This window comes from Dellaglioa sp. CoH-57-MRSF-20, assembly GCF_056781955.1.
Genome location: NZ_JBXAXV010000001.1, coordinates 1 through 16,770, shown reverse-complemented (window position 1 = coordinate 16,770; position 16,770 = coordinate 1). Strand labels below are relative to the sequence as shown.

Genomic DNA, 16,770 nt, shown 5'->3' with positions numbered 1-16,770 from the left:
ATTTTTATTAGGCGTCTTTTTGTCGATTAGATTTCTTATTCTTTTGATGAATCTACAACGATACTTGGTGATGATAATGACCAAGTTGCGTTATCTTGAAATTTACCAGGATGAGTAATTTTTTTAGTTTTTAGACTTAATGATAATTGTGCAGAATAGTAGTTTTTACTAATAACTGATGTTGTATCAGAATCAAAAATAGTTGAGTTTAAACTTAAAAGAGTATCTTTAGATGTAATTGTTTTAATATCTGAGGCATTCCCATAAGTGATTGTGGAATTACCAAGCATACTCGTTTGCAATTTTTCAAACCAACCAAGTTGATCGGGAATAAAGAAAGGATCACTTAGATTATCTTTATCACTTGTGCTAACAACTAAATTCCAGTTAAGTCCAAAAGGATTATCGACAGTTAACAAACCAGTTGCAGTTACTGTAGGTGTTTTTTCAGAAGTTCCTGCTGTAAAATTACCAAAATCAAATACTTTTGGATAGGATACTAAAAGATCTCCTGCAACGTGTAAATTATATGAAATAGGCGTGTAATCCGGATTTAATTTTGCGAGATTTGCAGCAGAAATTGTATCATTCGTTTTACCGCTTAAGATATCATTAATTGTGTGATTACTATAACTGGAATAGGTACCCGAATCGTGAGTTGATGTGACTAAATATGAAATTCTATTCTTATGGAAAAGATGATAACCAATCAATTCATTGTCATCAATTAATTTAGAATATGTAGTCCCATCAGTATAAGCAGATTCGTCATATTTATATTTACTATGGTCCGTACTGTATTGTTTTGCAAGATCGTCCGCATCTTTTGCAGTGATTTCTAGTTTAGAATTTGTAAGTTCAGTTGTTCCATTTTCTGAATATTTTTCCCAAGGACCATTATTGAAACTGTACCATAAGTAATATTTTTCAGTTTTATCGGTTGTTGATTTCGTATCTATATTGACTGTAGTATCAAGTGATTTTTTAGTTGTTTGAACGGTATTTTCAGGTAATTCATCAGTGATATTGTTTAATGAATAGTGAAAATCGTAAGGGTCTATTTGTGGAATATAATGAGTCGTACCAGATCCAGTATCTGTAGAAGTATAACCCGGTAACGAAATAGACTTAATAGTAGGATGAGATGAGTTACTTGAATCAGGATCTTTTAAAAATTCTTGTATAGCGTCATCTCCAAAATCATCAGACGCATCAAAAATACTTTGATAGGCAAGGTCACTAGGAACGTTTAAATTACCAATAATATTTTGTCCAGTAACAATACTCCCATATAAGAGACCATCGCTACTTGAATCAACGTCGACATCAGCACTAGGTGCTAATACTGAACCATATAAAGGACTCTTCCAACTTCCGACAAAAATCTTACCATTTTCAGTATTAAAATTATTACTAATATGTGAAGACGTATTGTAGACAGATTTCACTTTTTTAGAGTTTTTATCAGTTGTATCGATTGCAACGGGTTCATCGGATAGAAGATTTTTAGCGGTGGTATCTGAACCATTACTATTTTGTCCGGAAAATAGCGTTCCATCACTATTACCAGCTAACTTGTAATCTATCGAAGATCCGTCAGATTTAGGTGGATACGCATTGAAAGTCATCCAGCTACCTTGATTGAAATTAAAACTGATACCAGCATCATTATTAGAAAAATGCTTATAATTTAACATGAAAAATGGCATTTTCATTGTGTTAATATCAAAATTGACTAAATTAATTTTGATACCAATAGCATCTTCAAATGAAGGAATAGAGCCATCAATATCTGCAAAGACAACGCCTTGATCTGTTGAAGCAGTATTCATATCAACGGTTAATTGAATAACCGTTTTACCAGGTGCATATTTTTCAGCATCAATTGATTTATCTGTATTTAAATCAACACGTTTGATAGCATTATTAGATTTAGTAGTAGAACCTGTTGCTTTAGAGTTTGAGAAATTTGTTGAAGTGAAACTAGCGTAATAATCACTGACATCAGTAATATTTTGAGTAGCATCAGCAAATGATGAAATATCATTGCTTGACATAACAGGAAAATCAGAAAGTTTATCAATAGTATCTTTTTTTGCATTAAATTGCTTGATAGCATCAGCGTAACCGGCATTACTTGAAGGTATGGACCAACCAGCAATGGCTTTTGCGATTTCATCATCAGGGGGAGAATTCTGTAGATAGTATGATAAATCTTTGACTTTATCATTAGATTTTGAAAAAACAAAGCTATTTTTATTACCATACCACTGAATCATATCAGCCCCGGTAATATTTTCTGAAATCATTGTAGGATTAACCTTTGCATAATCAGCATCAGTTAAATTAGCAGTTGAATCATGAGCATAATTTTGTAAGTATTTTATAGAAGAACCTCCGGCGGTACCTGAGGAAGTAAATGTTTTGGCAAAAAATTAACCTTGTAGGGAGTCAATATCATTAGAATTAAACGTGATTGTACCACCAGCGAAACCAGTGACATTCGTGGCAGCCCCCATTGGATAACCTACAGGAGGCGTGTATGATGTAGCAGCTTGTGTAGTATAAATTGGTAACGTTAAAAAGAACAAGCTGAAACAAAGGATGATAATCGATTGATAGGTAGTAGATGAGTTAATATATTTGTTTTTTAGCAAAATAAGACTTCCTTTCAAAATAATTAAAAAATTAACTATTTGATTATATATATATTATAGCCTTGCTAGTATAGGATGTGTAGAGATATTGTCGAAGTATTTGGACAAATATAGCTTATAATTTGGATATACGATTAATAATAAAGAAAATGCGCTATTTTTGACTTTTTATTTAATAAAATCCAGTGATGTTTGTAAGTGTCACTATAGATTAAGCCTTTTCAATTTGGTATACTCAATGAGAAACGTTTTATAAAAAGGGAGATAATAAATTATGATTGAAGCAATTAACTTAAAAGCCGGAATGACTTTTGAACAAGGCGGTAAATTAATTAAAGTTTTAGAAGCAAGTCATCATAAACCGGGTAAAGGTAACACAGTTATGCGTATGAAATTACGTGACGTTCGTACTGGATCAACTGTTGAAACAACAATGCGTCCAGAAGTTAAGGTTGAACAAGCTAATATTGAAACAAAACCAGTTCAATTCTTGTACAACCAGGATACAATGGCTATTTTTATGGATTTGGAAACATATGAACAATATGAAATTCCAAGAGAAATTATCGAACATGAAGCAAAATTCTTATTGGAAAATATGGAAGTTAAAATCCAATTTTACGGTACAGAAGTTATTGGCTTAACATTACCAACTGTTGTAACATTACGTGTTACTGAAACACAGCCTTCAATCAAAGGCGCTACAGCAACTGGTTCAGGTAAACCAGCAACAATGGAAACAGGACTTGTTGTTAATGTTCCTGATTTCATCGCAGCAGATGATGTTCTTGAAATTAATACACAAGAAGGTACATACCTTAAACGTGCACCTAAATAAGATTGAAAAGGTAGTCTCTTGAGACTGCCTTTTTTTAATCATTTAAAATGAGGAGATTACTATGGGAATTAAACTAGTTGCAATAGATATTGATGATACGTTACTAAATCCAGAGGGTAGATTAGCAAAAGAAACAATTGATGCCGTCAAAAAAGTGACACAAAAGGGAATTAAGGTTGTCCTTTGTACGGGACGACCTTTAGCTGGTGTGGTTGGATTTCTTGAACAATTAGGGATTAGTGGGGATGACCAATATGTCATTACCTACAACGGTGCAATTATTGAAACAGTAAGTGGAAAACGTCTAGCGCAACATACGTTAACCTTTGATGAGTATATAGCTGCAGATAAATTAAGTTATGAATTAAATGTTCATTATAATATTTTAGATGATGAGAGCCGAATTTATACATCTAATAAAGATGTTGGTCGTGTGACCGTTATTCAAGCAGCTGAAAATAATGAAGGATTATTTGTACGAAATCCAGAGGAAATGTCACGGGACTTAACCGTTTCTAAAATTATGTTTGTGGATGAACCTGAAGTTTTAGACGCACAGATGATTAATATTCAAAAAATATTTGATGATAGTTATTATGTTGTACGTAGTTTGCCAGAATTTTTAGAAGTTTTGAATAAAAAAGCTAATAAAGGAAATGCATTAACAGATTTAATTGCAGAACTGGGATTAAAAGAAGAAGAAGTTATGGCAATGGGAGATCAACATAATGATTTAACGATGTTTGCCGTAGCCGGAACGACTGTTGCGATGGGAAATGCCATTCCTGAATTAAAAGAAGCAGCAACTTATGTAACAGAATCGAACGTTAATCATGGTGTTGCGGTTGCATTAGAACGTTATGTAGGTTAAATAACGATAAAATATAAAAAAGTTTGGAGTCCGCATGAGGTTAGCGAGATTCCAAACTTTTTATTTAGTCTAAAAGATGTTGCTTTGTTAAGTAGTCGTGTGCGACGGTACTTGCTGGGACATTTTTAACATCAACTAGATAATTCATTTTTTGCATATCTGTATCAGAAATTTTTCCGGTTAATTTATTTAAACTTTTTTTGATGGATGGATATTTTTGTGAGATGCCCTTTGCAACAAGTGGGGCGCCTTGATAAGGTGGGAATAAAGACTTGTCATCTTTTAATGTGACCAAATTATATTTGACGAGCTGACTATCAGTTGAATAGGCATCAACTAAATTTACATTACCATTCACAATGGCTTGATAGCGAAGTGCTGGTTCAAAAGATTTAGTGTTAAATGACAAATGATACTTGCTTTGTAACCCTTTGTAACCATCATCACGGTTTAGAAACTCAAGCGTAAAGCCTGCCTTTATTTTTGAAGATACTCGTGATAAATCAGAAATTTTTGATAGATGGTATTTAGTTGCAAAGTCTTTAGTGACAGCGACAGCATAGGTGTTTTGATAAGCCATCGGATTTAAATAATCTAAATCTGATTTAACTTTAATTTCGGTTTTTGCTTGCTGGTAGGCTTTATTTTCATTTGTACTTTTGAGTGGTGATTTTACTAACTCTTCAAGTACCGTACCTGAAAATTCTGGGTAAATATCGATTGAATTAGATTTTAATGCAGAGTATAGAAAACTCGTTTTACCAAAATTTGGTTTTAAAGTAACCTTGATATTGGCGTCGTCTTCTTGAATTAAATCTTTATACATATTAATTAGAATTTCAGGTTCTGCCCCCATTTTACCAGCAATGACTAATTCTTTTTTCTGATGTGTGAAAGTATTGATTGTGGCACCAACAGCAAATAGGAATCCTAAAGTAATTAATATAATGGTAATTGTTTTTATCTTTAAATTCTGCAATTGCCGGATTAAAACACTGAAAACAATAGCTAGAATAATAGAACTCAACGCGCCAATAATAATCAAGCTCATATCATTTCTATCAATTCCCAGCAAAATAAATGTTCCTAACCCGCCAGCACCAATTAAAGCAGCTAGTGTTGCGGTTCCAATAATTAGAACAAGCGCAATACGAATGCCTGAAATAATTAGTGGCATAGCTAAGGGTAATTCAAATCGAATAAGTTTTTGCGCACGTGTCATACCAAATGCAGTTGCGGCTTCTTCTAATGATGGATCAATACCAGTTAAACCTGCATATGTGTTCTGAAAAATGGGCAGTAAAGCATAAACAACTAATGCGATAATTGAAGGTAGTGTTCCAATTCCGACTAGTGGAATTAATAGCCCTAGCAGCGCGAGTGAAGGAATTGTCTGTAAAACACTGGTAATTTGCAACATAATTTCTGCTGCTCTTTTATGCTGTGCTAACCAAATTGCTAAAAAGACGGCAATGATGGTTGCAATCAGCAATGAAATTAATGATATCTGTAGATGTTGAAGAATAGCGGTCCATAAATCAGCACGGTGCATTTTAAAAGTTGTTATTAAATTTGCCATTGGTCATCCACCTCGCTATCAGACATGCTTGCACCATAACGAATTAAGCATTGGGCATCAACTGCACCAATGAGATTCTGGTCGTTATCTTTAACATTTATAATTGTATATTTAGAAAGTAGAGATATGAGTTCTTTAAATGTTGTTTGAGTTGAGGTGACGTGATTATTAGCGAGTTCATCAATTGGAAGACTAAATGATTTTTGAATCATTTCAGCTAAATTAAATTGCGTGTTGGATACGTCTAACCCAAAAAACTCTGAAATAAAATCATTTTTTGGTGCATTTCTAATTTCGTCAGGGGTACCAACTTGAATGAGATTGCCATCATGCATAACACCAACACGAGTTCCGAGGCGAAGAGCTTCAGACATATCATGCGTAATGAAAATAATGGTATTGTGTAGTTCCTCATGTAAATCGATGACGATATCTTGTAATGTTTTTTTTGAGATAGGATCCAGCGCACTAAATGGTTCGTCCATTAAAATTAATTTTGGTTTAGTTGCAATTGCTCGTAAAATACCAATTCGTTGTTGCTCGCCACCGGATAAATCGCTAGGCATTCTCTTACGATATGCTTCAGGCGGTAAACCAACACGTGTTAATAAGGCATCGACACGTTCTCTTTGTTTGTTTTTAGGCCATTTTTGTAATTCTGGTAATAAGCTGATATTTTCAGCAACTGTCATATTAGGAAATAAAGCAATCTGCTGTAAGACATAGCCAATCTGTGAACGTAAAGTATGTAACGGAATCTGATCAATATTTTGATTTTCAAAGTTAATAGTACCCGAGGTGGGCTCAATTAATCGATTAATCATTTTTAAAGTTGTCGTTTTACCACTACCACTAGGGCCAACAAGAACAAAAAGTTCCCCTGTATCAATATGTAAGTTTAAGTCGTTTAATACGGTAACTGTTTTGAATGTTTTGTTTATGTGTTTGAAATCTAACAAAAGCTAACCCTCATTTCTTCTTATTTTATATGTAATATATCTGGAAATGGTAACTATTTCGATGTAACTCTACATGAATGAAAATTATTAAGCAAAGATTTTGTTTTAAAATGTTGGAATTAAATTTTAGTGTAGGAACGGTCTGAATTGATGGATGGAGTAAGCCTTAATATTAAAAATAATATGTAGAAAAGCTTGACTTAGAGTCAACTCTAAGTGTTTTAATAGAAACTATTGAAGGAGGCGATTGAATGACTAATGAGCAACAATATAAAATTGGTGAGTTTGCTAAATTAGTTGGGTTATCAAGTTTTACATTGCGTTACTATGAAAAAGAAGGCTTAATTAAGCCTCACCGTAATTCGGCAGGCTTACGTTATTACACGGAACATGATATTAAATGGGTAGGATTTTTGCTTCATCTTAAAGGGACAGGGATGCGGATTAATGAAATAACTAAATACGTTGAACTACGAGCACAAGGTGATGCAACCATTAAAGAACGACGCGAGATGCTCAGCAAGGTAAAAGAAAATGCACTGTCTGAAATGGTAGAATTACAGCATAATATTGAAATTATTTCTCATAAAATTGATTGGTATGACAGAAAAGTTTCACACAGAACAAATGGAAACGAAGTGTCAGAAGATATTAGTTTTGAAAAGTATCTAGAACAATTCGCGATATACGATTAACGCTAGGTTAACCGTATAAAATAAAGTGAGGTAATTATAATGAATGAGGAACAAATTAAAAACGGTCTTTTTCCAATAGGTGAAAAAAATGAAGCATATAAAGATTTCTTTGTTGGTCAAAGTTATTTAGACATGTTAGTGGCGGATCCAGATATAAACGTTGGTGTTGGAAATGTTAGTTTTGAACCTGGAACACGTAATAATTGGCACATCCATCACGACGGTTACCAACTATTATTGGTCACTGCCGGTGAAGGTTGGTACCAAGAAGAAGGTCAACAAGCACGACGTTTAAAAGCTGGTGATGTTGTTGTCACAAAAGACGGGATTAAACATTGGCACGGTGCTACAAAAGATAGTTGGTTCTCACATGTTGCTATTACAGCAGGGACACCTGAATGGTTAGAAGCTGTTGATGACGAAACGTACGGTAAATTAAAAGATTAATAGGAGGATATTATATTATGGTAAAGAAACAAACAGCAGGTCGCGATAACTTAGGCGAATTTGCACCTAAATTTGCAGAATTAAATGATGATGTTTTATTTGGTGAAGTTTGGTCACGTGAAAGTGAATTACCAGCACATCAACGCAGTATTATAACAATTTCAGCTTTGATTTCAGGTGGTAACTTTGAACAATTGCCAGCACATATGGCAATTGGCAAAACAAATGGAATTACGAAGGAAGAAATTGCTGAAATTATCACACATTTATCTTTCTACGTTGGTTGGCCTAAAGCTTGGTCTGCATTTAATATTGCAAAAGATGTTTTTGAAGACTAATTATTTAAAAGTGGGACATGAATTAAATAAATACTGGCTCCGTACTTTGTCAAAAGTATCGAGTCAGTATTTTTGCTTACCTAATTATTTCTTGAGGTCTTGTCTGATTAAAAGTGAAATTATAACAATCGTAATCGCGGCAATAATAAATTCTACATTCAAAAAGTGTTTATTTATGAAAAATGCAACAATGACTCTAACTATGGTTGCAATAGCTAACGTTAAGATGAATGTTTTAATATAATGGACATTTATATAATCGTTTATTTTTTTAAACATGGACTCAACTCCTTCAGTTACCTAATAATAGTGGCACAAATTAATAAGATAAGCGAATTTTAAGTAACATTAAATGATTGTCCAGCAGACGTGAAAGCGCTATAATATAATTTGTAATTAGTTTAGGAGGAGATAGTTAATGTATCAAGCAAATGAAAAACGTTATGATAAAATGATTTATAATCGCCTCGGTAATAGTGGATTAAAAGTTTCTGCTATTGCCTTAGGCTTATGGAAGAACTTTGGGGATGAGACACCTTTAGCAACGCAAAAAGATATTATTGAAACAGCATTTGATAATGGAATTACTTATTTTGATTTGGCAAATAATTACGGTGATGGTGCTGCCGAGAAGAATTTTGGGCGCATTTTACGTGAAGATTTAAGTGCCTACCGGGATGAAATGGTTATTTCGACGAAGGCAGGTTACTATATGTGGCCAGGTCCTTATGGCGAATGGGGTTCAAAGAAAAACTTGTTTGCCAGTATGGATCAATCATTACAACGTATGCAGCTAGATTATGTTGATATTTTCTATCACCATCGTCCAGATCCAGATACACCGTTGGAAGAAACAGCTGAAGCTTTGGATTTACTCGTTCGCCAAGGTAAAGCCTTATATATTGGAATTTCAAATTATCGGGCACCAGAAGCTGAAAAGATGATTCAATTACTAAAAGCTAAAAATACACCTATCGTTGTCCACCAACCTAGATATAATTTATTAGATCGTTGGATAGAAGATGGATTAAAAGATGTTTTAAAACAAGAGCAGATAGGAACAGTTGCTTTTAGTCCTTTAGCACAAGGGTTATTGACTGATCGTTACTTGAATGGTATTCCAGACGATTCTAGAGTGAAACGATTTGATACCTTGTCTACTGAGAGAGTTGAATCAACACTTAAAAAGGTTCGTGAATTAAATGAAATTGCAAAAAATCGCAACCAGACATTGGCTGAAATGGCGCTATCTTGGGATTTGAAAGATAATTCTGTTTCGTCGGTTATTATTGGTGCTAGTCGTGTGAGTCAATTAAAGGATAATTTAAAGGCATTAGAGCATTTGGATTTTGCACCAGAAGAATTAGCAAAAATTGATAAAATTGTGAAATAAGAAGAGGTATATAAAGAGAACCCTTGGGATTGAAATGAAATTCAATCCCAAGGGTTCTCTTTATATCTTTTTTTGTTCTATAAAAAATGTATTTTAACTTAATTAAGCTAAGATACATCAATTAAATAAAAACTATTTAATCTTGATTTTCAAGGATTTCTCGAAATGGAATTAAACCCTCTGCTTGGTATTCTTTAACAAAAGCTTTAACAGCATCTGGATCTTGTGTTTTAGGATCAATAATGAGCTGTTCAACAGGAAGTGGACGGTCAGAAGTTACTTTAACATCGATAACAACAGGCACTTTTGAACCTTTAGCTTCAGCAAAAGCAGTTTTTAATTCTGCTAATGTCCGGACGGTATACCCTTTAGCTCCCATGTCGTTGGCAATTGCGCCCCAATCAGCATCAATTAAATCAATACCTGAGTGTGGTTGTTGTTTATCATCTTGTTCAGCGCGGATGAATCCAAGTTCCTGATTGCTTAAGACAACGTTGATGATAGGCATGTTGTATTTAACTTGTGTTAAGACATCTTGCATGACCATCGTCCAACCACCGTCACCAGAAATTGAGAAAACTTGACGGTCTGGAAAGGCAGAGTGAGCCCCAATTGCTGCGGGTAGTGCATACCCCATCGTTGCGTACCATGCGGATGTTGTAAATTTATTTTTCTCACCAAGACGTAAGAAACGCATTGCTTCAATCGTTACATTACCAACATCAATTTGGAAAATTGCATCGTCATCTTTAATTTTATTAATTTCATTGAAAACTGGTTCAAAACGAAGTGGTTTACTGTCATCTTCAGTAAAGCTATCAATCCATTTAATCCAGTTTTCTTTGTTAGCGATGGCAGCTTTGTACCATTTTGTTGGTGCAACTGGTGTTTTAACGGCCTTATTTAATGCGATTAAAGTTTCCTTACCATCGGCTAAAATAGGGACATCAACTGAATGACGTTTACCTAATTTTTCAGAATCAATATCGACCTGAATAAATTTAGCATCTGGAGAAAAGAAATATTCACCAAATGGAAAATCAGATCCAATGAAAAGAACAGCATCAGCGCCACGAAGAAGGTCAACGCCGGGTTTGCCAGCAACTCGTCCAGCAGAACCCATGTATGCTTTGTAATCATCAGGAATAATTGTTTTAGCAAGCGCAGTTGTTGCGATTGGTAATGATAATTTTTCAGATAATTCAATTAATTCTTTTCCAGCGCCACGAACACCTTTCCCAGCATAAATAATTGGTGTCTTAGCTGTTGTTAAAATATCTAAGGCATCTTGAATTTGTTTATCACGAGGCATCGGATAAAGAGGTTCTTGGTGTGTTGCGGCTGTTGAAACAAAGGTGTCATCGATTTCTTGCCAACCTAAATCGGTCGGAATTGTGACAACTGCGACGCCATTATATTTGTAGGCTTGACGGATAGCTTCATCAACAACAATGGGTAAGTTTTCGGGTGTAGTAGCTGTTCTGTTATAAATAGAAACATCCTCAAACATTGGATTTTCATTCATTTCTTGGAAGTAATTTGTATTCATCACTTGTGTACCAACTTGGCCGACTAAGGCAAGAACAGGAACACCATCATATTTAGCATCGTAAAGTCCGTTTAATAGATGGACAGCACCGGGACCAGCGGAACCAAAAGTAACACCTAATTTTCCAGTTACTTTAGCTTCACCAACTGCTGCGAGTGCGCCGACTTCTTCATGACGAACTTGTACATAATTAATTGTATTTTTACGATTATGTAGTGCATTCATTGTTGAATCAAATGAACCACCTGGCAACCCATAGACGGTTTTAACGCCCCAATCTTCTAAAACTTTGAGCATGGCATCTGATGCATTAATTTTTTTTGGCATAATAGTAAATCTCCTTCTTGAAAAATTTTATTCTACAAGGATAGTATAAATCTACCAATGAATTAACACCAGTGAAAGCACTTACTTTTAGTAATTAAAAAAGGTAGTTCAGACAAAAAAGTCTGAACTACCTAAATAGGGTTTTATTTAAAACGAACGATAATTTTACCAAGTGCATGATGAGATTCACTACGATCGTGAGCTTCTGCTACACCTTCTGCAGAGAATTCATGAACTGAATCTAAGGTCACTTTTATAGTGCCATCTTCAAGCATATCAGCTAATTTAGTTAATTCTTCACCATTTGGGTCCAACCAAATTGAATCAAAAGTCACATTTCTTGCTTCAGCAAGACCTGCTGTTTTTTCAGAATCCATCCCAGTAATAGCAACTAAACGACCTGTGCCATGTTTTAAGATATTAACTGATTTTTCTTGTGCGTCACCACCGATTGTATCAACTACAAGGTCGATATCTTTTAAGATTTCCGCAAAATCAGTTTCATGGTAATCAATGACTTGGTCAGCGCCAAGTCCTTTAACAAAATCAATATTCTTCGAGCTAGTTGTGGTAATAACGTAAGCACCAACTGATTTAGCAAGTTGAATAGCGAAAGAGCCAACGCCACCTGAACCAGCATGAATAAAGACTTTTTCACCTTTTTCTAAATGACCATGATCAAAAAGGGCTTGCCATGCAGTTAAACCAGCTAAAGGAACAGCAGCAGCTTCTTCAAAGCTAATATTTTTAGGTTTTGGTGCAAGCAAATTAGCATCAACAGCAGTATATTCGGCGTAAGTACCAAAACGAGTCGTGGCAGGGCGTGCGAAGACTTCATCACCAATTTTCCAATCGGTTACGTTAGCGCCTACTTCTGTGATAACACCCGACACATCCCAACCTAAAATAATAGGAAATTGCCAGTTAAGCATACCTTGTAAAAAGCCTTCACGCGTTTTCCAATCAATTGGATTAATTCCAGCTGCTTTTTCTTGAACAATTACTTGATCCGCCGTCATTTCAGGCATAGCTACTTCACGTTGTTTAAGTTTATCTTGTCCGCCAAATTCATCAATTACAACGGCTGACATCATTTTCTTTTCTGTCATCGGATTCCTCTTCTTTCCAGTTACTTTTAATTTGTAAGTGAATTGTATCGAATAACGAAATAGAATGCAATCAAGACACTCTTTTATAGTATTAATATTCTTATGGTTAAAATTGACATTTAGACTTTATTTACGTATATTATAGCTATAAGTGATGAAGTAGTTCAGTAATTTATCGATCAATTTTAAAGAAACCTGGTGGTCGCTGGAAATCAGGAATTATCGATGAGTGAAGTACGCTATGGAGCTAACAACGATTCATCTCGTTAACGATGATTGAGCGATTAGCTACTATATTATGTAGATAATAACTTGGGTGGTAACGCGGAAATTAATTCGTCCCTGATATCTTTTTTAGATATCAGGGATTTTTTTATACTTATATTATATAGGAGGAAACAGAAATGAATATTATTGACGAACTAGAATGGCGCGACGCAATTAATCAAACGACAGACGAAGATGGGTTACGTGAACTAACGTCTGAAAAATCAATTGGCTTATACTGTGGGGTTGATCCAACAGGGGATAGTATGCATATCGGACACTTAATTCCATTTATGATGTTGAAAAGATTTCAATTAGCAGGACATCATCCATACATCATTATTGGTGGTGGTACAGGTTCAATTGGTGATCCAAGTGGTAAAAAATCTGAACGTGTGCTGCAATCGATGGACCAAGTTCATCATAATGAGCAAGCTCTCACTGCACAGATGACCAAATTATTTGGACAAGATTCAAATATTTCAATTGTAAATAACTATGATTGGTTATCAAAAATTAGCTTGCTTGATTTCTTACGCGATTACGGTAAGTTATTTAATGTAAATAGCATGCTCGCAAAGGATGTTGTTGCAAGTCGTTTGGAAGTTGGTATCTCATTCACGGAATTTACATACCAAATCTTACAATCAGTTGATTTCCTACATTTACACAAGCACCATGATGTTCAATTACAAATTGGTGGGGCTGATCAATGGGGGAATATTACTGCAGGAATTGATCTTATTCATAAAGAGCTAGGTTCAGACACAAAGGCATATGGGCTAACAATTCCACTAATGCTTAAGGCTGATGGTACTAAATTTGGTAAAACAGCTGGTGGCGCAGTTTGGTTAAATCCAGAAAAAACAACACCATATGAATTCTACCAATTTTGGTTAAATCAAGACGACCGGGATGTTGTGAAATATTTGAAATTTTTCACATTCTTAACGTCAGATGAGATTGCTGAATACCAAAAATCAGTTGAAACAGCTCCAGAAAAACGTGAAGCACAACGCCGCTTAGCACGAGAAGTAACAGAATTTGTTCATAGTCCAGAAGCTGTAATTGAAGCCGAACATATTTCTGCAGCTTTATTTTCAGGCGAAGTGAAAGAATTAACGACGAGTGAAATTGAACAGGGGTTTAAAAATATGCCTTCTGTTGAATTAGCAGCAGAACCAGAGAATATTGTTGAGTTATTAGTAAATACAAAAATTGAATCATCAAAAAGACAAGCACGTGAAGATATCACTAACGGGGCTATTCGTATTAATGGTGAAAAAATTCAAGATTTAGATTTTATGATTGATCCTGCTACAGAATTTGATGGCAAATTTGTGATTATTCGTCGTGGTAAAAAGAAATATTGGTTAGGACGCGTTAACGCATAATGGCACTATTTTATGTAATAGCTTTTCTTGTGGCGGGGATTATTATTTCAAATGTAATTCACGAAATTCTTCCTAAAATACCAGATGCTTTTATTCTTATTGTAATTGGTCTGTTGTTGTCATTAGTACCAGTCATGGCTAATTTCGAATTAGAACCAGAATATTTTATGTTATTCATTATTGCACCACTTATGTTTAATGATGGGCAAAAAACATCTGTTAGGGGGATCCGTAAAAATTTTCATGCGATACTTTTATTATCAGTAGTTTTAGCGCTTATTACAGTTGTAATAGTAGGGTTGTTAGCGAATCGATTAGAAGTTCGATGGACATTGCCACTTGCAATAGCACTAGCTGCGATTGTGACACCAACTGACGCCATAGCAGTAAAATCCTTAACATCAGCATCAAAACTTGATTCAGGGGTTAATACTGCCTTAGAATACGAATCATTATTTAACGATGCAAGTGGATTAGTGATGTTAAATTTGGCATTATCTGTGATGGAAAAAGGAACATTTTCCATCTATAGCGGATTATTTCAATTTATTTTTGTTGCAGTTGGTGGTATTGTAGTTGGGGTTATGGCAGGTGGAATCTTAGTTATCGTTAGAACGTATTTTAATAAGAGGGTAACTTCACCAGAATTAACGATTATTCCAATTGCGTTGTTAACACCATTTATTGTTTATTTATTGGCGGAAAGTCTAGGGACATCGGGAATTATTGCTGTTGTAACTGCAGGGATTGTTCATAATATTGAATCCGAGCGTTTAAAATTAACTGCAACACGTGTCCAGTTAGTTTCGTCAACAATATGGGATACGTTGACCGCAATGCTTAACAGTATTGTATTTATTTTATTGGGAATTAGTTTACCTGAAATTTTCCGGGCACTGATTAAACTTGGAACGAGTCAGTCGTTTGAGTTGTTGAGTCTGGGTTTGATAATCTATGTAGTCATGATTGGTATCCGATACACTTGGGCATTAATTGGAAAAGAACCACATATTGCTGCCTTTTTCGGTCCTTCAAAATCAAAAAAAAGACGAAAAAATGCATTTGTTTTTGGGTTGAGTGGGGTACACGGAACAATCACGTTATCAATGGCATTTTCATTACCAATGTTAATAAATGGACGGGCTTTTCCGTATCGAGAAGAAATTTTAATCATTGCAACTACTGTCATATTATTAAGTATGATAACACCAGCATTAGTGTTGCCTAAAATCTTACTAGCTAAAAAGTTATCATTTAATAAAGAAGAATTAAATTTTTCACGAATACAAATGATTGATTACGCTAGTTTACATTTAACAGAACGTATTCAATCTAACGATGTGAGATACGCGGTGATTCAACAATTACAATCACAAAAAGGGTTTAATGATATTCAAGGGTATGATAAACATCAAGAATTATTTAAAAAAATTAATGAAATTGAAGATGAATTTTTAAATAGTAATGAGATAAAAGAAATTTATCCTGCCCGAGTACTCAGTACGTACAGAAAAATTTTGGATACAGATTATGGTGGACAACGATTAAGTGTTAATCGAATCATTCGATCAGTAGAACATCAGGTTAGGCATGAAGCGTGGCATATTAGCCATGGGCAAATAACTCGTGGACAGAGAAGTAAGGCCAGGAAACAATGGGCTAAAGATAATATAGAAAAAATGCAAATACACAATGATTTCCGATCATTATTATGGGACTTGGAGAATCAATTGCATGAAGTAATTGAACAATATTTACATGATTTAACAAAAGAACGTTTGGCTAATGCACATGGACAACTAGATGATATTCAGAATGTTGAAAGATTTATCGAAGATCGACAAAGACACTTTCGTAGAGATTACGAAGAGAATGAAAAAATATCAGTAGATTTATTTATTCAAGCATTTCAATTAGAATATAATTATGTTCAAACACAATATATAGCAGGAATAATTAACGAGCAACTTGCTAATAAGTTGTATGATGAAATAAATCAGGCGCAAACACTACAAATGCAGCAACTATTAGTTGAACATTAAATAAAAAATAATTTCAAAAATCAGGATTAATAGTCTATTTTTGAAATTATTTTTTTATTTAAGACCTATAAAGTAATTAAAAGTACAGATGTATACGATTACATCAATATTTTTAGATTTAATTTAAATAAAGGCTTGACGAAGGTCATTATTCTTGGTAAAGTAATAAACGTTGCCTCAGTAGTAAACAACTAATTCAAATGTGACCAGTTAATTAATTAAAAAAAATCTTGACAATTAACGAAATCCTTGATATGATATAAAAGTTGTCAAAAGCAACCAAGTAGATCTTTGAAAACTGAACA

General features: G+C 34.3%; 14 protein-coding genes and 1 other annotated feature. Of the genes, 8 read left to right on the top strand and 6 right to left on the bottom strand.

Annotated features, from left to right (window positions below):
* Positions 1–35 precede the first annotated feature (35 nt).
* Complete coding sequence (locus tag AC1RPN_RS00070) at positions 36–2,309, bottom strand: hypothetical protein (RefSeq protein ID WP_481761125.1); 2,274 nt, start codon at positions 2,307–2,309, stop codon at positions 36–38.
* A gap of 126 nt (positions 2,310–2,435) precedes the next feature.
* A complete protein-coding gene (locus AC1RPN_RS00065; RefSeq protein ID WP_481761126.1) occupies positions 2,436–2,657 on the bottom strand; it encodes a hypothetical protein in 222 nt (73 codons plus the stop codon).
* Between the two features lie 274 nt (positions 2,658–2,931).
* Here AC1RPN_RS00065 and efp point away from each other — a divergent pair, with 274 nt between their 5' ends.
* Entirely contained in the window at positions 2,932–3,495 is a 564-nt protein-coding gene (gene efp / locus AC1RPN_RS00060; protein WP_409021902.1) for an elongation factor P, read from the top strand.
* Positions 3,496–3,556: 61 nt separating this feature from the next.
* The gene (gene yidA, locus AC1RPN_RS00055) at positions 3,557–4,366 is read left to right on the top strand and encodes a sugar-phosphatase (RefSeq protein ID WP_481761127.1); all 810 of its coding nucleotides are present in this window, start codon (positions 3,557–3,559) and stop codon (positions 4,364–4,366) included.
* A 64-nt stretch (positions 4,367–4,430) separates the two neighbouring features.
* Here the strand turns inward: yidA and AC1RPN_RS00050 are convergent, their stop codons facing one another.
* Both AC1RPN_RS00050 and AC1RPN_RS00045 read right to left on the bottom strand, forming a co-directional pair.
* Complete coding sequence (locus AC1RPN_RS00050) at positions 4,431–5,945, bottom strand: ABC transporter permease/substrate-binding protein (RefSeq protein ID WP_481761128.1); 1,515 nt, start codon at positions 5,943–5,945, stop codon at positions 4,431–4,433.
* Positions 5,933–6,904 carry an ABC transporter ATP-binding protein gene (locus AC1RPN_RS00045; RefSeq protein ID WP_481761129.1) on the bottom strand — a complete coding sequence of 324 codons (972 nt, stop codon included), beginning with the start codon at positions 6,902–6,904 and terminating at the stop codon, positions 5,933–5,935. Before AC1RPN_RS00045 ends, AC1RPN_RS00050 begins: the two co-directional genes overlap by 13 nt.
* Before the next feature lie 251 nt (positions 6,905–7,155).
* Between AC1RPN_RS00045 and AC1RPN_RS00040 the strand changes: the two genes are divergently transcribed.
* The 4 genes from AC1RPN_RS00040 (at position 7,156) to AC1RPN_RS00025 (ending at position 9,777) form a co-directional block, all read left to right on the top strand.
* A complete protein-coding gene (locus AC1RPN_RS00040; protein ID WP_481762400.1) occupies positions 7,156–7,599 on the top strand; it encodes a MerR family transcriptional regulator in 444 nt (147 codons plus the stop codon).
* A 39-nt stretch (positions 7,600–7,638) separates the two neighbouring features.
* A complete protein-coding gene (locus AC1RPN_RS00035) occupies positions 7,639–8,046 on the top strand; it encodes a cupin domain-containing protein (protein ID WP_481761131.1) in 408 nt (135 codons plus the stop codon).
* A gap of 17 nt (positions 8,047–8,063) precedes the next feature.
* The gene (locus tag AC1RPN_RS00030; protein WP_481761132.1) at positions 8,064–8,384 is read left to right on the top strand and encodes a carboxymuconolactone decarboxylase family protein; all 321 of its coding nucleotides are present in this window, start codon (positions 8,064–8,066) and stop codon (positions 8,382–8,384) included.
* Between the two features lie 418 nt (positions 8,385–8,802).
* Positions 8,803–9,777 (top strand): aldo/keto reductase, encoded by a 975-nt coding sequence (locus tag AC1RPN_RS00025; RefSeq protein ID WP_481761133.1) that lies wholly within the window; start codon positions 8,803–8,805, stop codon positions 9,775–9,777.
* A 136-nt stretch (positions 9,778–9,913) separates the two neighbouring features.
* Here the strand turns inward: AC1RPN_RS00025 and spxB are convergent, their stop codons facing one another.
* Positions 9,914–11,653 (bottom strand): pyruvate oxidase, encoded by a 1,740-nt coding sequence (gene spxB, locus AC1RPN_RS00020; protein ID WP_481761134.1) that lies wholly within the window; start codon positions 11,651–11,653, stop codon positions 9,914–9,916.
* 143 nt (positions 11,654–11,796) lie between these two features.
* Positions 11,797–12,744 (bottom strand): NADP-dependent oxidoreductase, encoded by a 948-nt coding sequence (locus AC1RPN_RS00015; protein WP_481761149.1) that lies wholly within the window; start codon positions 12,742–12,744, stop codon positions 11,797–11,799.
* 163 nt (positions 12,745–12,907) lie between these two features.
* Positions 12,908–13,109 (top strand) — a binding site (T-box leader).
* A 57-nt stretch (positions 13,110–13,166) separates the two neighbouring features.
* Here AC1RPN_RS00015 and tyrS point away from each other — a divergent pair.
* A complete protein-coding gene (gene tyrS / locus AC1RPN_RS00010) occupies positions 13,167–14,423 on the top strand; it encodes a tyrosine--tRNA ligase (protein ID WP_481761135.1) in 1,257 nt (418 codons plus the stop codon).
* Positions 14,423–16,465, top strand: a complete 2,043-nt coding sequence (locus AC1RPN_RS00005) for a cation:proton antiporter (protein ID WP_481761136.1) — start codon at positions 14,423–14,425, stop codon at positions 16,463–16,465. The genes tyrS and AC1RPN_RS00005 overlap by 1 nt, the downstream gene beginning before the upstream one ends.
* Positions 16,466–16,770: the final 305 nt, after the last annotated feature.